We start from the raw sequence: 21,694 nt of genomic DNA on the forward strand, positions 1-21,694 counted from the left end.
CGGTCTTGGGCTGCTGGGGGATCGGATCGTCCCGCCGGAGGGTGAAGTCGAGACTCAGGCCTTCGACAGCGTGGCAAGGCGAGTGCTTCCTCTCGCCAGCAGGGCTCGTTGCTCGGCCATTTTTCGCTTCGCCTGGCTCGAAACGAATCGTTCTGGTCTTAGATGCCGGTTCGGGGCATCCTGGCAGTGCTCGTCTTCGAGGCGAGAGAGGAAAACCTCGCGTGCAGTGCTCTCGGGTGTCATCGGCGAAAGGCAAGGCTGCTATACTGCACGTCCGGCGCGCAGGCGCCGTGAGAGAAAAGGCGCGAACGTGCGGCGAGTCGTACTCGGCATCATCGTCAGTCTCGTCTTTCTCGGCCTGGCCCTCCGGGGACAAGATTTTCCGGCTCTCGGAGCAGCACTCCGGGCCGCTGATTACTGGTGGCTTCTCCCGGCGATCGCAGTCTATTTTTGCGGTGTGGTGATACGGGCATTCCGTTGGGCCACACTGCTTGCGCCGGTTCGGCGGTTGACTTGGCGGCAGCTCTTTCCGGCCGTGGCCGTCGGCTACATGGCGAATAATGTTCTGCCGTTTCGGACCGGTGAGGTGGTGAGAGCCTATGCAGTCAGCCGTCAGTTCGGTGTGAGCAAGACAGCGACGTTAGCGACGATCGTACTCGAGCGCCTGCTGGATGGTCTGACGATGCTCGTGTTCATCCTGGCGGCGACATCGGTGGTAGCGCTGAACTCGCCCCTGCGTCACGTAGCGTTCGTCGCTACAGTGATCTTTGTCCCGACATTCGGTCTATTGGTGGTGAGCGCTCGCTCGGGAAGAGTAGTCCGATTCCTGTATTGGATCGTGCGTTTGGCACCTCGAGGAGTGCGCCAGCGGGCCGAGCGTTTGGTCGAATCGGGATTTCAGGGCGTTGCCGTGTTCCGCAACAGTGCCGCGCTGACACGTGTAGCCGGGCTCTCCGTTCTCGCTTGGGTGGCTGAGGCTACTATGTATGCGGCGGTCGCCCGTGCATTCGGACTCGACCTCTCTGTCGCGCTCGTCCTTCTGACCACTGCAGTCGCCAACCTGGCCACCTTGATCCCCTCGTCGCCTGGCTACGTTGGACCGTTCGAGGCGGGTGTCCTGCTCGTCCTCGCTGGTTTAGCCGACGTCCCTCGAGCGATCGCCTTCTCCTACGCGATCGTGTTGCACGCCGCACTCTATTTCCCCATTACGCTGCTCGGTTTGCTCTATTGGTCGAAGCTCCAGCTGGATTGGGTCGCGATTCGGCGAGCTGAATCGGAGGAAGTAGCGCGTTTATGAACGTTTGGCAGGCGATCGTTCTCGGGATCGTTCAAGGAATGACCGAGTTCCTCCCTATCAGTAGTTCCGCGCACCTCATCGTGGTACCATGGCTCTTCGATTGGCCTGAACCGGGACTGGCCTTCAACGTGGCGCTACACCTCGGGACGCTGTCGGGAGTTCTGGCCTACTTCTGGCGTGACTTGATCCAGATCGGTCGAGGATGGCTCGCGGGGATCATCCGGCTCCGTCTACTCGAGGAACCTGCCTCGCGCTTGGGCTGGGCTGTGATCATCGGATCGGTTCCAGCAGGTGTCGCAGGCTTCTTCCTCAATGATGTCATCGATCGGTACTTTCATTCCGGTGGCGGAGGCGATACGGCGATTATGCTGACGAGTGTTCTCCTGATCGTGCTCGGCGTTTTTCTCTGGTTGGCTGAACGCGCCGGGAGTCGACGTCGGGCGCTCCACGAACTCGGCCTACGGGATGGGGTGGTCGTTGGCCTTGCCCAAGCGTTGGCCCTCCTCCCAGGTGTTTCCCGCTCTGGCAGTACTATCACCGCGAGCCTCTTTCTCGGTTTCACGCGCCCGGCAGCGGCGCGGTTTTCCTTCATCCTGGGCATTCCGGCGATCGCTGGGGCAGGATTGCTCGAGATGCTGGAACTCATGCGGACTGGTCTCCCTGCCGAAGAACGAATCGTCTTTTTTGCGGGTGTTATCAGCGCAGCGATCACCGGCTTTCTCGCCATCGCTTTCCTGCTGCGCTTTCTGCAGCGGTTCAGTACAGGGATCTTCATCCTTTACCGCGTTGCACTGGGCCTCGTGCTCTTGGTTCTCGTTTCATTCGCTCGCTGAGCCTCTCAAACTGTCGGGCGAGACTCGGCAGTTGCTGGCTCGCTCACCGCAGTCGGTCCGCGCTCTGGGCGGATATCGGGGATGAGCCAGCTGGCCACGAGCCCCACCGCGATGAACGCAGCAGCGACGAAAGCGGTGCGCCGGGCGGCGTCGGTGAAGGCGTCCTCGATCGCCCGCACGATCTCCTGACTCCCGGGTTGTGCCCGCAACTGCACGAGGATCTGCCCGGCTGACTGCTTGGTGGCACGCGCGAGTTGTGCTGCCTGCTGTGCAGGTAGGCCGAGCTGCTCGGTGAGGCGTGCTTCGGTTCCATTGACTAAGCCGGCTGCGAGAACTGCACCCAGGATAGCGATGCCCAGCGCCGCACCGACCTGGCGCGTGGTGCTTTGTGTTCCGGACGCTTGCCCGGACTGTGCGGTCGGTATCTCGGCGAGAATGACGGACGTGAGTTGGGCAGTCGCGAGTCCGACCCCAAGGCCGTAGAGAAACAGTGCTGGAGCGAGTCGCCAACCAGTCGTGTCAGGAGTCAGGAAGGGGGTGAGGAGCACGAGACCGGCTGCCTCGAGCAGCATGCCAGCGCGGACAACTTGGCGAGCGCCGAATCGTTGGGCCAGGTTGGCTGCCGCTGGTCCACCGAGGAAGGCGCCGATGGCCGTGGCCAAAAGAACCAGGCCGGTCTGGAGAGCGGTGTACCCGAGAACGCCTTGAAGGTAGAGCGGGAGAACGAAGATGATCCCGAACTCGCCGAGGCTCACGATCAGGGCGGCGACATTTCCCCAGCGGAACGAGCGATACCGAAACAAGCGAAGGTCGAGGAGGACCGGACGTTTCGCTGCGACGCGGCGCAGTTCGTAAAGAGCGAAGAAGGGGAGGAGAACCGCTGCGACGACCAACGCCAGCGGCACGGGCGACAGCGAGGCGAGAGGCCATTCCCATGAGCCGATCCGGAAGGTCTCCGTTGGGCGCCACCAGCCGTAACGCTGGCCTTCGATCAGGCCGAAGACGAGAGCTGCAAAGCCGATCGCACTCGTCACGATCCCCACCGGATCGATTCCCCGCGAGGCCGAGGGATCACGCGTCTCCGGCACGGTGAGGAACGCAACGGTGCCCGCGAGAAGACCGATCGGCAAGTTGATGTAAAATGCCCAACGCCACGAAAAGTCGGTGGTCAACCAGCCACCCACCAACGGGCCGAGCGCTGCCATACCGCCGATCACTGAGCCCCAGATCCCGAAGGCGATCGCGCGCTCACGACCGCGGAACATCGCGTTGACGCTCGAGAGCGTCGAGGGGAGAATGCAGGCTGCGCCAACACCTTGCAGCGCGCGAGCAGCGATCAGGAGACTTCCCGTCGGGGCGCTCGCGCACAGGAGACTCGCGCCGACGAAGAGGGCCAGTCCGCCAAGGTAGATCCTTTTGCGTCCGAAAAGATCACCGAAACGACCGACCGTTACGAGGAGGGCTGCGAAGACGAGCGAGTAGACAGTATTGACCCATTCGGCATCAGTCAACTGAATGCCCAGATCGTCGATGATACTGGGGATGGCGACGTTGACGATGGTAGCGTCGACGATGATCATGGCAAGACCGAGGGCGAGCGAGGCGAGGCCGAGCCAACGTGTGCGTGGTGCCTGCTTCATCAAAGCGCTCCAATCTTGTCCGAACTTGCCAAACAATGGTTTCAATCCATCGCTCTAATTTATACCACACCAGCTGGGTTCTCGTTCCGACGACCTTTACCCGCTCGCCCACTGGGCCGGGCTGGACGCGCAGTCCTCGAGAGCGAGGGGCGGTCATCAACTACGCGATCGGGTTGCCTGGGTCAGTCGGATGGTCCGGCTGGAGCAATATGACGCGACCGTCCGGCTGGATAGCGCCCAGCACCAGCACTTCCGAGGGGAATCCCGCGACCCGCCGGACTGGGAGATTCACGACAGCGACCACGAGCCGACCGATGAGGTCAGCTGGCTCGTACCAAGGCCGGATGGCCGCCGAGGAACGTTTGAGCCCGAGCGGTCCGAAATCGATCGTGAGCTTATACGATGGTCTGCGCGCCTCCGGGAAGTCCTCCACGCCCACGATTCGGCCGATGCGCAAATCGACGCGTTGGAAATCGGTCAGATCGATCGGCGGCTTCGCTTCCATCGTTCCTCCTTTCGCGCGCTGCACAGAGTACCATCGCAGCGGCTGAATACAGCCTTGGAGTGTGCCATCGATGCAGTACGGGCGAGAGACGACCGATCCGCAAAACGAGATCTTCGACATCCTGACCTCGAACGGAGAACTGACTGGTGAAACGGCGGCTCGCTGGCTGGTTCACCGAAACGGGCTCTGGCATCCGGCTTTCCACCTCTGGATCGCGTGGTCGTCCCCGGATGGCCTCCGCGTGCTCCTCCAGCGTCGGAGTCTCACCAAGGACACCATGCCGGGGCGTGTCGACGTGAGCGTCGGTGGTCATTTCCAGGCGGGCGAGTTCGTTCCTGGTCGACCCCTCGCTCCGAGCGTGCTCGCCGCGATCGCGCGCGAGGTGCGCGAGGAGTTGGGCTGCGCCTTCGAACCGAGCAGTGTCCAGTGGCTCGGAACACGCTGGTCAGAAGCGACGCAGGCGAACGTCTGCGATCGGGAAGTTCAGTACCTGTATCTGTGGCTCCGTCACGAGCCGCTCGTGGCCGTCGAACCTGATCCACGTGAAGTCGCAGCATTGCTCGCTGTTTCGGTTCGCGGTCTACTCGAATTACTCGAGCAGGAGCGACTATCCGTGGAAGCACTGGTTCTGTGGTCGAGCGAATCGGGAGTCGAACCCACTCGTTCAGGGGAAGCCGTATCGCTCGCCGATCTGGTCCCCGGGCGGCAACGGTATTGGCGGCTAATCCTGAGGCTCCTCGAGCAGATCGAGGTGAGGGGCGAGTTCCCGACCGAGCTGCTCGAGTTGCGTGACACGAGCGCAGCGGAGACCGGTAGTGACCGCATCGGTTTCCACTCCTGACTGGAGCGTCGCGTTTTGCCGTCCGATTCCGATGGCATGCGCGTTCCAGTCTCGGCGCGGTGAGACCCGCAGCAGTTCCTGATAGCGTGACACTGCACGAGAGCGAAGGAGTTCGTCGAACGAGCTCCTTCGCTCTCACCCTCCTTCGGTTTCGGGTGACTGCCGTTCAATCGATGTACTCGTACGCCAGGTAGGTGAGAAAGTCGGTGAACTCGTCCTCGAGCACCAGTCGATCGAGGATCTCGCGTGCTTCCTTGAGCCGACCGGTTCCCTCGCCGCCGAGCTTGGAGAGTTCCTCGTCACGGATCTGGGCGTACAACTCGGCCGTGACGGGTCGACCATCGTCGAGTTGAGCGCAATGGACGCGCCACTGCCAGAGCTGCGCGCGCGCGATTTCGGCAGTCGCCGTATCCTCCATCAGATTGAAGATGGCTGCGGCGCCTTGGCCACGCAGCCAGCTGTCGAGGTACTGCAGCGCGACACTGACGTTGTTCCGGAGTCCTCCCTCGGTAATCCGTCCTCCCGGGACACGCACATCCAGTAAGTCGCGCGCCGTCACCTGCACGTCCTCGCGAAGGCGATGCTTCTGATGGGGCCGCTCGCCCAGGACGCGATCGAAGACTTCCAGCGCGACGGGGACGAGGTCGGGGTGCGCGACCCACGTGCCGTCGAAGCCGTCGGTGGCTTCCCGTTCCTTGTCCTCGCGAACCTTCGCTAAGGCGATCTCGTTGACTTGGGGATCGCGTCGGCTGGGGATGAAGGCAGCCATTCCGCCGATGGCGTGTGCACCACGGCGGTGACACGTCCGCACCAAGAGTTCGGTGTACGCTCGCATGAAGGGCACGGTCATCGTGACCTGTGCCCGATCAGGGAGGAGGAACTCTCGGTGCCGGCGGAACTTCTTGATGACACTGAAGATGTAGTCCCACCGGCCAGCATTGAGTCCAGCAGCATGGTCACGCAATTCCCAGAGGATCTCATCCATCTCGAAGGCAGCTAAGATCGTCTCGATGAGGACGGTCGCTCGAATCGTTCCCCGCGGAATGCCGAGACGATCCTGGGCGAAGTTGAAGACGTCGTTCCAGAGGCGCGCTTCCAGGTGACTCTCCAGTTTGGGCAAGTAGAAGTATGGCCCAGTGTTCCTGGCGAGCAGCTCCTGAGCATTGTGGAAAAAGTACAGACCGAAGTCGAAGAGACTCGCCGAGATCGGCTCTCCATCGACCAGGACATGACGTTCGACGAGATGCCAGCCGCGTGGGCGGACGACGAGCGTCGCCGTCTTGTCGGCGAGACGATAGACTCTGCCGTCCGGGCTCTCGAAACTGATGGTTCGCCGGACGGCATCGCGGAGATTGATCTGGCCTTGCACCACATTTTCCCAAGTCGGCGAGAGTGCATCTTCGAAGTCCGCCATGAAGACGCGCGCACCGGAGTTGAGGGCGTTGATCATCATCTTGCGATCGACTGGCCCGGTAATCTCGACGCGCCGATCCTCCAGATCAGGGGGAGCGGGCGCAACCCGCCACTCGCTTTGACGAATGTGAGCAGTTTCGGGGAGAAAATCGGGAAAGTGGCCGGCATCGATCGCCCGTTGGCGTTCGGCTCGTCGTTCGAGCAGCTGCTTGCGGCGGACGTTGAACTCTCGATGGAGACTGGCGACGAACTCGAGAGCTGGTTCGGTGAGGATCTCGGCGAACTCCGCAGTCATGCGTCCCACGATCCGCACGTCATTCATAGCAAGACCTCCCTCACCCGATGATGGCACCACAGTGTCGCCCCTAGTGTAACGAAGAAAAGCCGGGATACAGAGTCAGGAAACCCTGCATCCCGGCAGGAGACCGACTCAGACGACTGCTTCTTCCGGCAACTCCTCTTCGAATTGCGTTCCCAGCCGAGGCGCGTCGTAAACCTGCCCCAAGAGGTGGTGGTAGGGAACACCGGAGAAGAAGTGGTGGCTCCGGGTGGGGAAGTCGGTGCCTTCGGCCCACTCGCGCTTTTGCAGGTCGATGTAGGCTCGCTCCTGGCGTGCTGCCAGATCCTGGAGCAGCTCGCTGAAGCCGAGTCCCATCGCGTGTTGCGCCGCCAGCGTGATGAAGATGAACCGCACGCCCATCTCACCGAGTTCGCGGAAGCTGATCGGATTCGGGTCAGTGAACCACTTGAACGAGCTCGACCAGTTGAAGGCGAACCGAGCATCCGGGAAGCGCTTGCGGACTTCCTCGACGAACGTCTCGAGTGGCCCTCGCTCCGAGGTCGGGAACTCGCACCAAACCAGATCGGGGACTCCACTGTCGAGGTAGCGCAGGGCGCGCTCGATCGCTAAGGGCAGACCGCGCTTGGCTTCCGGCGCATCGACGGCGGAAACGGCATCGGTGCGCGCGATGATGACGAAATCGGGATTCCCGAGATCGTCGGCCACTGCCCGCATCATCTTCAGCTTACCGACCATTTCTTGTGCTGGGATAAGCGCCTTGCCGGCGATGTGGCCGCAGCGCTTCGGCATCACCTGATCCTCGATATGGGCGCCAGCGACGCCCGCGGTCACATAGAGCTCGGTGGTGCGCTGGACGTTGAAGATATTGCCGTACCCGGTGTCCATGTCAGCGACGACCGGTGGAATATGGAGATGCTTCGGGGGTAGGCCCTTCTCCGGATCGCCGACGGCCATCGTGAGCTGGAACTTGCGGAGCCCGGCGACGATGCGGCGTGCAGCATCGGCGATCTCCACGCTGGAATACAGATCCATATCCGTTGTGCCCAGGTGGCCGATCGCGAAGGAATAGCCGCTGAAGTAGACAGCTGGAAACCCGTAGTACATGACGAGTTGCGCGCCGTGAGGGTCATAGACACCAGGGGCGAACACGTAAGGGAGGGTTTCGAGGAGCTGACGTAGCCGCGTGCTCGGGTGCATCCAGCGCGAGGCGGGAACGCGATACCCAGGGGGAAGGAGTGGCGTTTCGCGGAGTTCGTTCGGATCAGTCACAGTTTGCGGTAGCGACCACATAATGAATCCTCCCTTCACTGGTCTCGTGACTGACGAGCCGACGATGCTGAGCGTGTCGCGAGCGATCCACGCTGGGCGAAGGGGTGGTGGTTCTCGCGCACGCGGGGTCTCGCTGTGCCCGAGCGGATCAGCGCGATACTACGGTGAGGGGAGCTTTTGCGAGCGTGATGAGGGACTGAGCGGTGTACTGGCGAGTCATGACCCACTGACGCGACAACCGAGGCATAGGTACCTCCCGCATCGGTCGTTCGCCGACGATTCGGCTCTCCTGCTTCACAGCATAGCGATATTGGCATATAATTACCAATAGTACTTTGTGATGAGCGGTATAGGAGGAAGCTATATGGATGTGAGTCTCCGGCAGCTCCAGGTGTTCCGATCCGTGGCACGGCATCGGAGTTTTTCGCGTGCTGCCGAAGACCTGGTCATCAGTCAACCGGCTGTCTCTGCACAGATCAAGTCGCTCGAACAGGTGCTGGGCGTTCCCTTGTTTCAGCGCACCGGTCGCGGTGTGGAGCTGACCGAAGCGGGGCGACAGCTTCTCCCCTATGCCGAGCGACTGTTGGATCTTCTGGACGAGGCGCTAGCGGCTGTGCACGAGCTACGCTGTGCGCAACGTGGGCAGGTGCGGGTCGCCGCTAGTACCACCGCCGGCATCTATGTGGTGCCGAAGGCACTCGGTGCGTTCCATCGGGCCTATCCCGGGGTCGAGCTCTCGCTCGATGTGCTCAACCGGTTCGCTGTTCAGCAACGTTTGTTGGCAGGCGATGCCGATGTGGCTATCATGGGACTCATCGAGGACCCGCAAGACCTGGAGATCGAGCAATTTCTGCCCAACGAGCTGGTCGTGATCGCTTCTCCTCGCCATCACCTCGCTCGTCGTCACCAGATCCCGCTCGATGAGATCGCGCGCGAGCCGTTTCTCGTACGCGAGATCGGGTCGGGCACGCGCGCGGACATGGAACGGATCTTCGCCGAAGCGGGACTTTCCCTTCGTGTGGCGATGGAACTGCGCAGCAACGGTGCGATCAAGCAAGCGGTGGCAGCTGATCTCGGTATCGCGGTCATGCCACGCGATGCGATCGGGCTCGAGGTGGAAACTGGGCGGCTCATCGTGCTGGATGTCCAGGGATTTCCGGTTCGGCGCTGGTGGTCGCTGGTGCGCCGGGCTGGCCGAACGCCCTCCGCAGCTGCCGATGCGCTCTGGAACTTCCTTCTGCAGTATCGCCTGCAGGTGCGCTGACATTCAGCCGATCCCCGGCAGCGGCGGATGCTCGATGCCGAGGAGATCCATCAGGAGTACCGCGTTGCGTGGTCCCTGGTTTCCGTAGTTGGTATTGAAAAAGACGTGAACCTCCTGTGCTTCGGCCGCAGCCCGGAGCAGCTTGGGACGCCACTCTTCGAGTTCTTCCCGGCGGTACTCCCAGTTGAAACGCTCGCCGGTCTTGCCGGTGAACCGGTACCAGGTCTCCGCGTTGCGCCCGTGGAAGCGAACCACTGCGAGACGAGGATTCGTGACCGCGTAGATGGGGGGAACACAGCCGATCCCGACTTGCGGTTCGTCGACCATCGTATAGCTGAGACCCGTCTCGCGGAGGAGTTCGAGCGTGGCTTGCGCATGGCGAGCGTCCAACCAATCGCGGCGGCGGAATTCAACGGACAGCGGGAGCTTCGGGAAGAGTTCGGGAAGAAGCCGTAGGTACTCGCGATGCTCTTCCGTGTTGCGATAGGAGGGAGGAAACTGGAAAGTGATCGCGCCGAGTTTTCCCGCGGTGATTAACGGCTCGATGGCATCGAGAAAGCGGTGCGCGATATCTGCGTCGGGAACCGGTGCCTCTCCGCCCGGCTGCTCCGGAGTAGCGGTCAACTGCCGAGGTGGCTTGACGTCGAAGACGAATCCGGGTGGGGTGCGTTCGACCCAACCTTGGACGACGCGACGCGAGGGAATCGCGTAATAGGTCGAGTTCACCTCGACGATCGGGAAATAGCGTGCGTAGAAACGCAGGCGCTCGCGGGGGTCGATGCCTGCGGGATAGAAGCCTTCGTGATCGGTCCAGGACGAGGTTCCGATGAGCAAGCGTCCCATACTGGTCTCCCACACGCCATGCTAGCATAGCGACCAGTTGCCTGCTGGCCTCTCCCTGTGCCGCGTTCGACTTCCCGCGCAGCGATGGTCCTCGCGGAAATCGGTCGTTTTCACCCTGAGTCGGGCTCGAAGCGAACTCCCAGTTTCAGCGTTGTGCCTTCCCGCGAGGCGAAGGTCGACGACGCGAGCCGAGTACGGCGAAGAGCCTCATGCCTCGGTGGTCGGAAGCGGGCCTCGAGCTCGTCGTTGATGGGGAACGATACCTAAACCAGCGTAGAAACGAGATGTCTCCCGATGCGGTCGAGTCATCGAGGTGTAGCGGGCTCGTGGGACTGAGGACCATCGAGGCGCACCGCGTATGGTCCATGGACGAGGGCGGGGTGCGCTGGCGAATGGCCTCAGATCATCGCCTGATCCATCGGCCTGGCACGAGCAGTGACCATCGGTTACGCTTCGCACAGGGTCACTCCGTACTGGAAAGGGGTAGTCGATGCCGATTCTTTCGCCAGCCGATCAGGAGTACTTGCGTAATGTCTTCGCCGAACGACTGCGAGACCCGGTACTTATCCAGCTTTTCACGCAGCGCGTGACCCAGATCCGTATTCCGGGCTACGAGTGTGCGACCTGCCGCGAGACGAACCAACTCCTCGAAGAGGTCGCTGCACTGTCCGAAAAGATCACGCTGGAAATGTACGACCTCTTGCAGGAAGCAGCGAAAGCACGGGAGGCGGGTGTCGAAGAGATCCCGGCGATCATTCTGAAGGGGCAGAACAAGGGGACGCTCCGCTTCATCGGGGTACCGGCTGGCTACGAGTTCGCGACGCTGATCGAGGACATCATCGATGTCTCGCGGGGAACGACCGAGCTCTCCCCATTGAGCCGGGAGACACTCGCCAAACTCGCACAGCCGGTTCACATCAAGGTCTTCGTGACTCCTACGTGTCCATACTGCCCAGGTGTCGCCAGGTTGGCGCACATGATGGCGATCGAGAGCGAGAAGGTGACCGCGGACGTGATCGAGGTGAGCGAGTTTCCGCACATCGCTCAGCGGTATCGTGTCTTCGCTGTTCCCAAGGTCGTGATCGACGAGTCGCTGGAATTCGAGGGAGCTCGACCGGAGGCGGCTTTCGTCGCGATGGTGGAATCGGTCGCGCGAGCCCAAGCTGAAGGGGAAGAGGAAAGCTCTGCCTGAGGCTGGAAAGCGAGCGAGCGTGCGCGAAGCCTGGGACGCAGTCGTCGTTGGGGCCGGGCCGAACGGATTGGGAGCGGCTCTGGCCTTGGCCCGGAATGGTCGCCGCGTTCTGGTGCTAGAGCGGGCGCAACGGTCTGGTTGGGGGCTACGTACCGATCGGAGCATCGTTCCCGGCTGTCTCCACGACCATTGCGCGTCCGTCTTGCCGCTGGCGCACGCATCGCCGTTCTTTCGAAGCATTGGGGTGATCGACCGCCTCCCCTGGCGCTGGTCACCGGCTGCGCTGGCCCATCCGTTCGATGACGGAACAGCGGTACTGCTCTGGCGTGATCTCGAGCGGACCGCTGCGCAGTTGGGTCCGGATGCGGCCAGATATCGAGCACTGATGAGGCCGTGGCTCGCGAGCGGATCGGCGTTGCTCGCGGCACTCCTCTCCCCCCTTCCAGGTGTGGTGCGTTTTCCGGGAACTGGTCTGCGGCTCGCGGAAATCCTGCGCTTCGCGCGGGAAGGAGTACGCTCGGCGCGGACAGTGATCGAGCACTTCGCTGGGGAACGAGCACGGGCATTGTTCGCTGGTCTCGCGGCGCATAGCACGTTGCCACTCGGTCGACCACCCTCCGCGGCGTTCGGGGCGATTCTCGCCGGGTGCGGGCACCTCGTCGGCTGGCCGCTGCTCGCGGGGGGTACGGAGCGTTTGGCGGAAGCGCTGGTGCGTGAACTCGAACAGCTCGGTGGCTCGGTACGGTATGGTGTGCCAGTGGAGCGACTCGAAGATCTCCCACCGTCTCGCGCCCTTATCCTGGACGTCAGTCCGCGGATGGTTCTCCGGATCGCCGGCGCACGCTTCACTTCAGCCTATCGCTGGCAACTCGCGCGCTTCCGCCCGGGACCGGGTGTGTTCAAGATCGACTGGGTGATTCGCGGGACAATCCCGTGGCGCGCACCAGAGTGTACGCTCGCGGCCACTGTCCATCTCGGTGGACGCTGGGAGGAGATCGCGGCAGCTTTGGAGGCAGTGGCCGGTGGACGCATGCCACCGCAACCGTTCGCGATCCTCGTGCAGCCCGCTCGCGCTGATCCGAGTCGCGTGTCTCAAGATTTCGACGTCGTTTGGGCGTACTGCCACGTGCCGCCGGCATGGGAGGGTGACGCGACACAGGCGATCGAACAGCAAGTGGAGCGTTTCGCACCGGGCTTTCGGGAGCGGATCGTCGCTCGCCGAGCGTGGACGCCCCGCGAACTCGAGCGCACCAACCCGAATCTGGTCGGGGGTGATCTGACTGGCGGTTGGCCGACGCTCGATCAACTCTTCACACGGCCGACCTTTTGGCCGTGGCCGCCGTATCGGACGTCCGATCCAGCCGTGTTCTTGTGCAGTGCGGCGACACCACCGGGGGGCGGCGTTCACGGTCTGTGCGGCTATTGGGCGGCTCGTTGGGCTGAGCGGTGGCTCGATCGTTTGGACCGTGGATCGCTCTCGCCCGGCAGCGCAGGACCGGTCTCGAAAAGTGCAGTGAATGCTGAGTTGACAGCAAGCTGAGCATGGCGTAGACTGGTTCGTGCAAGACCTTCGGGGCAGGGTGAGGCGCACGGAGCGCCAATTCCCGACCGGCGGTAAAGCCCGCGAGCGGCCATTGGTCGCAGGATCCGGTGAGGCGCCGACAGCGCCAATTCCGGGGCCGACGGTATAGTCCGGATGGGAGAAGGTCGTTGCTCCGGTCGTCGATACCGGTCAACGAAGAGCTTCGACCGAACCTGAACCCGGGGGCATTGCCACCCGGGTTCTTCGTCATGGGCGAGGGTGATGCGGGAACTCGACACGGATCGGTACTGGATGCAGCGGGCGATCGCCCTCGCTCGACGGGCGCAAGGGCGGGTCGCTCCGAACCCGGCAGTGGGTGCGGTGATCGTGCGTGACGGCGAAGTGGTCGGCGAGGGATGCACTCAGCCGCCGGGAGGGCCGCATGCGGAAGTCGTGGCGCTCCAGCGAGCGGGGGAGCGAGCCCGTGGGGCGACGCTCTACGTCACGTTGGAGCCGTGTGCGCACTACGGAAGAACGCCGCCCTGTGTCGATGCCATCGTTCACGCCGGTATCCGGCGTGTCGTCGCTGCTATTCTCGACCCCTTCCCGGCAGTGGCTGGACGAGGGTTCGCGATCCTGCGCCAGGCTGGGATCGACGTGACGGTCGGGATCGAGGCTGAAGCCGCAGCTGAGGTGAATGCCGGCTACCTGAAGCGCTTGCGCGAGGGGCTGCCAGAGGTCACGCTCAAGTATGCGATGACGCTCGACGGTCACATCGCCACCCGCACCGGTCACTCGAAATGGATCACCGGTCCAGAGGCGCGCCGCTACGCGCACCAATTGCGGGATCGGCACGACGCCATTCTGGTCGGGATCGAGACGGTCTTGGCTGACGATCCGGAGTTGACGACTCGTCTCGAGCCGCGCGATGCCGGCGATGGTGGACCGCACTCGCCGCTCCGGGTGGTGATCGATACGCGAGCACGAACGCCACCATCGGCTCGCTTGCTGGACCGTCGCCTGCCCGCACGCACGCTCGTGATCACCACCGAGGCTGCACCGCCGGAGCGGGTCGCAGCTTTGTGGAAGTCAGGAGCCGAGTTGGCGTTCGTTCCTCTCCGTTGCGGTCGCGTCGATTTGGCTGCTGCACTCCGGGTACTTGCGGAACGAGGCATCAACCGGGTTCTCGTCGAAGGGGGCGGTCGAGTCCTCGGCAGTCTGTTCGATCAGGGATTGGCCGATGCGGTCGTGGCGTTCATCGCACCAGTGTTGGTCGGTGGGGCCGCTGCACCGGTTCCGTTTGCTGGTGAGGGCGTGGCACGCATGGAAGAGGCTCCTCGACTCATTGGCGTTCGTATCCGGCAGATGGGGGACGATCTCGTGATCGAGGGGCGATTGCGTCCGATTTGGGTGCCTGAGGGGGCATGATGTTTACCGGCATCGTCGAGGAAATCGGTCGTGTGCTCGCGATCCAACCGGTCAGCGGTGGTGGGCTTCGCTTGCGTATCGGCTGTTGCACCGTCGTGGAGGGAACCAGGCTCGGGGACAGCATCGCGGTCGACGGCGTCTGTCTTACCGTGACCGATCTCGCTCCGGACAGTTTCCAGGTGGAGTTGCAGCCGGTGACGGTGCGCCGATCGACGCTCGGCAGGATCGCGGTCGGTGACCTCGTCAATCTGGAGCGGGCGCTACCGGTCGGTGGTCGGTTCGGTGGACATTACGTGCAAGGTCACGTGGACACGGTTGGCCGGATCGTCACCATGTATCGGGATGGCTCGGCTCTCATCGTCCGCATCGCTGCTCCAGCGGAGGCGATGCGGTACGTCGTCGAACGAGGATTCATCGCGGTCGATGGCGCGAGTTTGACCGTGCAGCGTCGGTTCCCGAGCGAGTTCGAGGTTTCCCTGGTTGCCTATACGCAGGAGCACATCACGTTGCCGCGGAAGCGACCCGGTGCGATGGTCAATCTGGAGGTGGACATCGTCGCCAAGTATGTCGAGCAGTTTCTCGCGCGCGGTGCGAGCGGTGCTCTGTCTCTCGAGTCGTTGCACCGGGCTGGATTCGTCAGTCCGCGAACGGAGGTCGAGTCGTGACACGCTTCGCACGAGTCGAAAGGGCGATCGAGGCCTTTCGTGCTGGACGTTTCGTCATCATCGTCGACGATGCCGATCGGGAGAACGAGGGTGATCTCGCGATCGCAGCGCAGTTCTGTACGCCGGAAGCGGTCAACTTCATGGCTCGCGAGGCGCGGGGACTCATCTGCGTGCCGATGGCAGCGGAGTGGGTGGATCGCTTGGGTCTTCCCCTGATGGTTCCGCCCGGAACGAACGGGTCACGCTTCGGAACGGCCTTCACGATCTCCGTCGAGGCACGTGAGGGCGTGGCAACCGGCATCTCGGCATACGATCGGTCGGTGACGATCCGCAAGCTCGCTGACCCTTCGGCGACGCTGGCCGATTTCGTGATGCCAGGCCATGTGTTCCCACTGCGTGCTCGGCCCGGAGGGGTGCTCGAGCGTGACGGTCAAACCGAAGCGTCGGTCGACTTGGCTCGACTGGCAGGTTTGTACCCAGTCGCAGTCGTCTGTGAGATCATGAGCGCCGACGGGACGATGGCGCGCTTGCCGGAACTCGAGCGTTTCGCTGCGGAACACGATATTCCGCTCGTTCATGTGGCTGATCTCATTGCCTATCGGCTGGTTCACGAGCGTCCCGCGCAGTGCGTCGCTGAGACGACGCTGCCGACGCGCTACGGACGGTTCCAGCTACGGGCTTATCGCCGACTCGGCGGAGACCAAATCGATCTGGCACTCGTGCACGGGGATGTCGGTGGGGACGAGCCGGTGCTCGTCCGCTTGCATTCGGAGTGTTTGACCGGCGATGTCTTCGGTTCGGAGCGCTGCGATTGTGGTCCCCAGTTGGAAGCAGCGCTGGCCCGCATCGCCGCAGCAGGACGCGGCGTCGTCATCTATCTGCGTCAAGAGGGGCGGGGAATCGGTCTGCTCAACAAGTTGCGGGCGTATCACCTGCAGGACATGGGATTGGATACCGTAGAGGCGAACCTGCACCTCGGTTTCCCGGCCGATCTGCGCGATTATCGGGAGGCTGCGATCATCCTGCGCGATCTCGGTATCGAACGCTTGCGACTTTTGACGAACAATCCCCGCAAAATCGCAGCACTCGAGGAGCTCGGTTTCGAAGTCGTCGAGCGAGTACCGCTGGAACTGCCCCCGACGGTTCACAATCACCGCTACTTGCGGACCAAGCGCGACAAGCTCGGTCACCTGGTATTGCTGGAAGAACTGGCGGCGGTGGGAGACGAAACAGGAGGAGGCACGCGATGATGTCGCTCAATGGTCAGGCGATCCGTGTGGTCGAGGGGAAATTGACCGGACGCGGCCGACGTTTCGCCATCGTCGTCAGTCGGTTCAACGAGTTCATTTCGCGGCAATTGCTCCATGGTGCGGTCGATGCGCTGGTGCGTCATGACGTCGAGGCCCAAGCGATCGAGGTCGTCTGGGTTCCCGGTTCGTTCGAGATTCCGCTCGTCGCCAAGCGTTTGGCCGAATCGCGCCGGTATCATGCTGTCATCTGTTTGGGCGCCGTCATCCGAGGAGCCACGCCGCATTTCGACTATGTGGCGGCTGAGGTTTCCAAGGGAATCGCGCAGGTGGCGTTGCAGACCAATGTCCCCGTTGTCTTCGGGGTGCTGACGACCGACACCATCGAGCAGGCGGTCGAGCGTGCGGGAACCAAGATGGGGAACAAGGGAGCAGAAGCAGCGCTCGTGGCGATCGAGATGGCTAACGTCTTGGCCGAACTGGATCGCCTCGCTCTGACGCCGCTCGAAGCGTGAGAGCCGCTCAGCATGCTGGATGGATGCAGTCCTACCGGTTTCCCGGCGGCCGGTGAGAACGGCTCGAGCACATCCCGAGCGGGCTGCAGGCGCGTTGCCGAGCAGGAGAGGCAGCGTGACCGATCAGTCGGCGAAGAAGGCTGCAGCGGGATCCCCAGGCTGCTCGAGGACTCGAGCACGATGAGGCCATGAGCGTTCCTGCTTTGGGCTGAGTGGGTACTGTTTCTTTTTTGATCCAGACCAGGTTCGGGATGCCTCTTGAAGGGTTACCCGGGTTCGAGAGTGTTTTCAGGTGAACACGGACCGTGTCGGAGTATTCACCCTGCACTGCGCCACGCCGCAGCGTTGGTGCACTCCCTGACAAAGCCGGGTGCCGAGCGCGCGCGAACGTGCCGGTATGCGTGTTGCTGTCCCGGCGAGTACCGTAAAAGGCGTCCCTGCTCTTCGCAGATCTCGCATCGCGGTGGAACAGCGGGGTACGGGAGGGCTACAGTGCAACCCGTGTCCTCGCCCCTCGAAAAGGCCATCGCCACTTGTTCCGACTCGTCTTTTTCCCGGAAACTGTGGGCGGTGCGATGCGCGGAACCGATGAGGAAGGGGAAAACGGTGTCCGGGCGGATCGTTTGCTGCGTGCTCGGTCTTCTCGTCGTCATGCTCGTCATCCCGGTGCCTGTCGAGGCGGACTCGGTACCGGACGTCGTTGCCCAGCATTGGATCATCATGGACGCCGAAACGGGCCGGATCGTCGCTGAGCGAGCGGCTCGCCAACCAGTCGCGATCGCCAGCTTGACCAAGGTGATGACCGCGGTGGTCGCGCTCGAGCGGGGTGCGTTGGATCAGTCGGTGACGATCGTGCCGGAGGACTTGATCGGCGAGTCGTCAGCCGGGTTGAGGGCTGGACAAGTCGTGACCCTACGGACGCTGCTGTATGGTCTGCTGCTGCGCAGCGGGAACGATGCCGCGATGGCGATCGCGCGGGCGGTTGGCGGAAGTCCTGCTGCAGAGGATCCAGCTGCTCGCCAGCGCTTCGTCACCTGGATGAACGCGAAGGCAGTCGAGCTGGGTCTGGAAGCGACCTCTTTTCGCAATCCTCATGGTTTGGACGAACCTGGCCATGTCAGCAGTGCCTACGATCTGGCGCGGCTCACGCGCGTCGCGCTCGCCGATCCGGTCTTCGTCGAGATATTCGGTGCGGCGAGCTATCGCGGTGAAGGATTCTCGTGGCGGCACACCAATCGACTGCCTGACCGCTACCCTGGGGTCATCGGTGGGAAGACCGGTTGGACCGACGATGCGGGTCTCTGCTTGATCGAGGTAGCCGAGCGGGCAGGCAAGACAGCGATCGTGGTCCTGACTGGTTCGACCCTCGCCGCCTGGTACGACGACGCGGCCAAGCTCCTCGACTACGGCTGGACGAAACTCGATCGGTTCACCGGGCCAGCCGACGCCGAGCGCTTGTTCGACTGGTGGTGGCGCCGGACGGACGATCCGGTCGCACGAGGGCTCGTAACGCGAACCTGGCTTTGGGGCCCAGCGTTGGGCCCGGTCGAGCGGGAAGCCTACTCCGATGCACCCGGAGGGCAGCGTCTGGTCCGTTATCACGAAAAAGGTCGGATGGAACTGACTGATCCCGACCGTGCTGTCGACGCGCGTTGGCGGGTGACTGGTGGCCGGTTGGCCTGGGAACTCCTGACGGGCCGGCAGCAAATCGGTGACGAGGCGTACGTCCAGCGGAAGCCAGCGGCGATCGCGGTCGCGGGTGATCCGGGTAATCCCGTCACGTATGCCTTGCTGGGAACACTGCTCGCTGCCCCCTCTGGGCCGCCCGACGAACCTGTCACGGCACGCCTTCTTCCCGATGGGACGGTCGTGCACGATGCGGCATTGGCTCGCTATGGAGTGAGGTACGGGGCGGTCTCTGCCGAAACCGGCCACGGGGTGGCTTCTCTCTTCGCGGACTGGCTCGAGCAACGTGGGATGGTTTGGGCCGGACACCGACTGCGCGAGGAGCCATTGTTCTCGCCGTGGGTCGCTGTTGTCGGTTATCCGATCACTGAGCCGTACTGGGTGAGGATCCCGGTCGGGGGTGTGCTGCAGGACGTCCTCGTCCAGTGTTTCGAACGGCGCTGTCTGACGTTCACGCCTGCGAACCCGCCTGGCTGGCAGGTGGAGATGGGAAACATCGGTTCGCACTACCGGCAGTGGGTACAGCGCGATCGAGGTCTGCTCCACCAGGATCTTTTCCGCTCGTCACTATCGTGATTTCGATAGAGAACAGTGAGGCGGGAAGCGTGTCGGCGAGCGATCGTTGGCGCTCGCCGACGAGCACTCAGGACTGTTCGTCTCTCCGTCGTTCGTGCACTCTCTCGACGCTGGCAAGTGGCTGGAGTTCCCAGAAACGCTCGGCGAGCTTGCCTCGTCCGACCTCCAGCGCATACGACCGGAGAACTCGATCGAATGGGCCGAGGTCGCGAAAGACGAAAGCGACCTGGCTTCGATACTGATCGATCGCCCGTAGGCGTCGCTGGAAGAGTTCCTCCGAGAGAAACACGAGCCACGGTGGGCCGACTGTCCAACGCTGAATTGCGCGGTCGCGTTCGGCCTGGCCGCGAGGTGTGGCGCTGTACGGTTGATCCTCGTAGGCCCAGACTGAAAGACCTCGTTCGACCAAGCGTGAACCGATCAGACGAGCGATTTGGTGATCGACATGATTGCCGAGAGCGAGGGGAACGAAGATCGCCGGAGGGTCGACGCAGGAGCGGATCATCTCTTCGACGAGATCGAGGAGCTCATCGACCAGTACCAGATCGTCAGGGTGGATGGGGCCAAAGAGTTCCTCGTCCGAGGTATAACGGGCATCGCGGTAAATCGCGTCCGGGACATCGAACCAGTGTGCCACTGCCCCGAGTTCGGTAGCAGCCGCACGCTCTTCCTCGCGCCGCAGTCGGACAGCCGTTCGATCGTCCATGTTCCGCCACCGATGCTGTTGCTGCGCGAAGGGGCTGAGGGGGCCTGATGGCTCGCCACCGAAGAGCGTGAGAATGACGGGTTTGCGTCCGCTCTCGGCGACGAAGGCGACTGTTCCGCCGCACGAGAGAGGAACGTCATCGAAGTGCGGGGAAAGGAAAATCGCGTCACCGGTCAGCTCACGCATAGCGGACACGAGCGTCACCGATCCGTCTGGTAACCCGCTGTTGGTCGAGGTACTCGAGGAGTGCCTGCGCGTACTTGCGACTCGTCCCGAGTGCATCGCGCACTTGAGCGAGCGTCACACTGCCATGGGTATCGATCAGTGCGAGCACTCGCTCGGTGATTTCCGCCCAAGCAGTCGGCGCGAAGACGACCTCGTCATTGACGCGGACAACGCGTCCTAGGTCAGCGAGCGCTTGGACGAGTTCCGGCTCGATACCGTACTCGCTGGGAGACGGCGGTGAGAACGGCTCACGCAGCAAAGCAGCTTCGTACGCGCGCGCTCGAGTCTCTTGCTCCTCGCTCAGTTGGATCCGATGCCCGGGCAGACGCAGCACGTCGTCGTCCTGGACGACAGTGCCGGCCTGCGCGAGCCAGTGGATGAGGAGTTCGAAGTGACGGGGCGCGAGCCCGAGGCGGCTCCGTGCCATTTCACGTGGAAGCCCGCGCCGAAGGGGATAGCGGGCGTGATAGTCGCGGAGAAGGTCGAGTAACTGGGCAGTGATCCGCTCCAGTACCCCGCGTTCAGCTAGTGCGCTCGCCAGGTTCGAGGTGCTTCCCGCATCCTCCAGGCAGACGACCCGCCCTTGTTGGATCAGTTGGGCGAGAGCCCTCGTGGCGGTCGTCTCGTCGAGATTCGTCCGTTGGAGCACATCACGCCACTCGGCGATACCGCGTTCCAAGACATGAAGCACCAGCGCCTCGGGGGAGCCGGAGGCGAGAAGCTCGAGAGCGCGCAAAACGTCTGGTCGGAAGCGGCGATGTCGGCGCGGGGCCGTATCGATGATGATGCCGCCTCCGAGTGTCGCGCTCGGCGAGGGGCGGCGAATGATGAACCGGTCGCCGCGCACGGCAACGACCGGCTCCTGAAGACGCAGTTGAACCCAGCCGACCATGCCCGGTTCGAGTCGTTCGGTGTCGAGAAGCGTCACGCGGGCGAGCGTCTCGCTCGCTCCGATGAAGAAGTCGACCTCGTCGTTCTGCTCGAGCGGCTCCGGGGCATCGGGCAGCATGCGCAAGCGGGCGTCGAGGAGCATCGTCGGTCGGAGCCAGCCAGGGAGGGTGAGAACGTCGCCGCGTGCCAGGTCCTCGACTTCGACGCCACTCAGATTGACCGCGGTGCGTGATCCTGGTAGAGCCCGATCGACCCGCGTCCGATGACTCTGCAAGCCGCGCACGCGTGCGCGAAGGCCGCGGGGGAGGATTTCGACCTCCTGGCCCACTTCCAGTTCGCCGTCCCGCAGCGTGCCGGTGACGACCGTGCCGAAGCCTGCGACGGTAAACACGCGATCGATCGCCAACCGTGGCTTTCCGCTGCTCGCATGAGGGGGGACCTCATCGAGCACCTGGTCGATCACGCGCGCGACCTCATCGAGACCGTAACCAGTCACGGCCGAGACTGGAACGATCGGTGCGCCGGCGAGAGCAGTGTCGCGCAAGAGTTCCTCGATTTCGACGACGACGAGCTCGAGCCAGTCGGCGTCGACGAGATCGATCTTCGTCACCGCGACGAGACCGTGCCTGATCTCGAGCAAGTCGAGGATGGCCAGATGCTCTCGCGTTTGCGGCATCGGACCCTCGTCGGCGGCGATCACGAGGAGGGCAGCATCGAAACCGCCGACTCCGGCGAGCATATTTTTGATGAAGCGCTCATGCCCGGGAACATCGACGATACTCAGTCGGCGGCCACTCGGGAGCGTCATCCAGGCGAAACCGAGATCGATCGTCAT

18 protein-coding genes and 1 riboswitch are annotated in these 21,694 nt (G+C 63.0%); of the genes, 11 read left to right on the top strand and 7 right to left on the bottom strand.

Annotation, left to right across the window (positions count from 1 at the left end):
* Positions 1–310: 310 nt before the first annotated feature.
* Both ACWIVK_RS07350 and uppP read left to right on the top strand, forming a co-directional pair.
* On the top strand, positions 311–1,297 hold the full coding sequence (locus ACWIVK_RS07350; RefSeq protein WP_448575994.1) for a lysylphosphatidylglycerol synthase transmembrane domain-containing protein: 987 nt from the start codon (positions 311–313) through the stop codon (positions 1,295–1,297).
* Positions 1,294–2,130 carry an undecaprenyl-diphosphatase UppP gene (gene uppP, locus ACWIVK_RS07355; protein WP_448575995.1) on the top strand — a complete coding sequence of 279 codons (837 nt, stop codon included), beginning with the start codon at positions 1,294–1,296 and terminating at the stop codon, positions 2,128–2,130. Before ACWIVK_RS07350 ends, uppP begins: the two co-directional genes overlap by 4 nt.
* A 5-nt stretch (positions 2,131–2,135) precedes the next feature.
* Here the strand turns inward: uppP and ACWIVK_RS07360 are convergent, their stop codons facing one another.
* The gene (locus ACWIVK_RS07360) at positions 2,136–3,770 is read right to left on the bottom strand and encodes an MFS transporter (protein WP_448575996.1); all 1,635 of its coding nucleotides are present in this window, start codon (positions 3,768–3,770) and stop codon (positions 2,136–2,138) included.
* 160 nt (positions 3,771–3,930) lie between these two features.
* Positions 3,931–4,275: a tRNA-binding protein gene (locus ACWIVK_RS07365; protein ID WP_448575997.1), complete on the bottom strand. Its 345-nt coding sequence runs from the start codon at positions 4,273–4,275 to the stop codon at positions 3,931–3,933.
* A 70-nt stretch (positions 4,276–4,345) separates the two neighbouring features.
* Here ACWIVK_RS07365 and ACWIVK_RS07370 point away from each other — a divergent pair, with 70 nt between their 5' ends.
* On the top strand, positions 4,346–5,116 hold the full coding sequence (locus tag ACWIVK_RS07370; RefSeq protein ID WP_448575998.1) for an NUDIX hydrolase: 771 nt from the start codon (positions 4,346–4,348) through the stop codon (positions 5,114–5,116).
* A 166-nt stretch (positions 5,117–5,282) separates the two neighbouring features.
* On the opposite strand, the gene aceB is transcribed toward ACWIVK_RS07370, so the two are convergent.
* On the bottom strand, positions 5,283–6,851 hold the full coding sequence (aceB, locus tag ACWIVK_RS07375; RefSeq protein WP_448575999.1) for a malate synthase A: 1,569 nt from the start codon (positions 6,849–6,851) through the stop codon (positions 5,283–5,285).
* 108 nt (positions 6,852–6,959) lie between these two features.
* Entirely contained in the window at positions 6,960–8,120 is a 1,161-nt protein-coding gene (locus tag ACWIVK_RS07380) for an isocitrate lyase/PEP mutase family protein (protein ID WP_448576000.1), read from the bottom strand.
* Positions 8,121–8,463: 343 nt separating this feature from the next.
* Here ACWIVK_RS07380 and ACWIVK_RS07385 point away from each other — a divergent pair, with 343 nt between their 5' ends.
* Positions 8,464–9,363 (top strand): LysR family transcriptional regulator, encoded by a 900-nt coding sequence (locus ACWIVK_RS07385; protein WP_448576001.1) that lies wholly within the window; start codon positions 8,464–8,466, stop codon positions 9,361–9,363.
* A gap of 3 nt (positions 9,364–9,366) precedes the next feature.
* Here ACWIVK_RS07385 and ACWIVK_RS07390 read toward each other — a convergent pair whose 3' ends face one another.
* A complete protein-coding gene (locus ACWIVK_RS07390; protein WP_448576002.1) occupies positions 9,367–10,206 on the bottom strand; it encodes a DUF72 domain-containing protein in 840 nt (279 codons plus the stop codon).
* A 490-nt stretch (positions 10,207–10,696) separates the two neighbouring features.
* On the opposite strand from ACWIVK_RS07390, the gene pdo reads away from it, so the two are divergent.
* The 7 genes from pdo to ACWIVK_RS07425 all read left to right on the top strand — a co-directional run bounded on the left by pdo (position 10,697) and on the right by ACWIVK_RS07425 (position 19,037).
* On the top strand, positions 10,697–11,398 hold the full coding sequence (gene pdo / locus ACWIVK_RS07395) for a protein disulfide oxidoreductase (RefSeq protein ID WP_448576003.1): 702 nt from the start codon (positions 10,697–10,699) through the stop codon (positions 11,396–11,398).
* A 19-nt stretch (positions 11,399–11,417) separates the two neighbouring features.
* Entirely contained in the window at positions 11,418–12,938 is a 1,521-nt protein-coding gene (locus ACWIVK_RS07400; protein ID WP_448576004.1) for a phytoene desaturase family protein, read from the top strand.
* Between the two features lie 22 nt (positions 12,939–12,960).
* Positions 12,961–13,110, top strand: a riboswitch (FMN riboswitch).
* A 92-nt stretch (positions 13,111–13,202) separates the two neighbouring features.
* Positions 13,203–14,348 carry a bifunctional diaminohydroxyphosphoribosylaminopyrimidine deaminase/5-amino-6-(5-phosphoribosylamino)uracil reductase RibD gene (gene ribD, locus ACWIVK_RS07405; protein ID WP_448576005.1) on the top strand — a complete coding sequence of 382 codons (1,146 nt, stop codon included), beginning with the start codon at positions 13,203–13,205 and terminating at the stop codon, positions 14,346–14,348.
* Positions 14,348–15,013, top strand: a complete 666-nt coding sequence (locus ACWIVK_RS07410; protein WP_448576006.1) for a riboflavin synthase — start codon at positions 14,348–14,350, stop codon at positions 15,011–15,013. The genes ribD and ACWIVK_RS07410 overlap by 1 nt, the downstream gene beginning before the upstream one ends.
* Positions 15,010–16,263, top strand: a complete 1,254-nt coding sequence (locus ACWIVK_RS07415) for a bifunctional 3,4-dihydroxy-2-butanone-4-phosphate synthase/GTP cyclohydrolase II (protein WP_448576007.1) — start codon at positions 15,010–15,012, stop codon at positions 16,261–16,263. The genes ACWIVK_RS07410 and ACWIVK_RS07415 overlap by 4 nt, the downstream gene beginning before the upstream one ends.
* Entirely contained in the window at positions 16,260–16,775 is a 516-nt protein-coding gene (gene ribH / locus ACWIVK_RS07420) for a 6,7-dimethyl-8-ribityllumazine synthase (protein ID WP_448576008.1), read from the top strand. The genes ACWIVK_RS07415 and ribH overlap by 4 nt, the downstream gene beginning before the upstream one ends.
* A gap of 606 nt (positions 16,776–17,381) precedes the next feature.
* Complete coding sequence (locus ACWIVK_RS07425) at positions 17,382–19,037, top strand: D-alanyl-D-alanine carboxypeptidase family protein (RefSeq protein ID WP_448576009.1); 1,656 nt, start codon at positions 17,382–17,384, stop codon at positions 19,035–19,037.
* 67 nt (positions 19,038–19,104) lie between these two features.
* On the opposite strand, the gene ACWIVK_RS07430 is transcribed toward ACWIVK_RS07425, so the two are convergent.
* Together ACWIVK_RS07430 and selB are read right to left on the bottom strand one after the other, a co-directional pair.
* Entirely contained in the window at positions 19,105–19,929 is an 825-nt protein-coding gene (locus ACWIVK_RS07430) for a PIG-L deacetylase family protein (protein WP_448576010.1), read from the bottom strand.
* Complete coding sequence (gene selB / locus ACWIVK_RS07435) at positions 19,922–21,694, bottom strand: selenocysteine-specific translation elongation factor (RefSeq protein WP_448576011.1); 1,773 nt, start codon at positions 21,692–21,694, stop codon at positions 19,922–19,924. Before selB ends, ACWIVK_RS07430 begins: the two co-directional genes overlap by 8 nt.

It is taken from the genome of Thermomicrobium sp. (assembly GCF_053493975.1).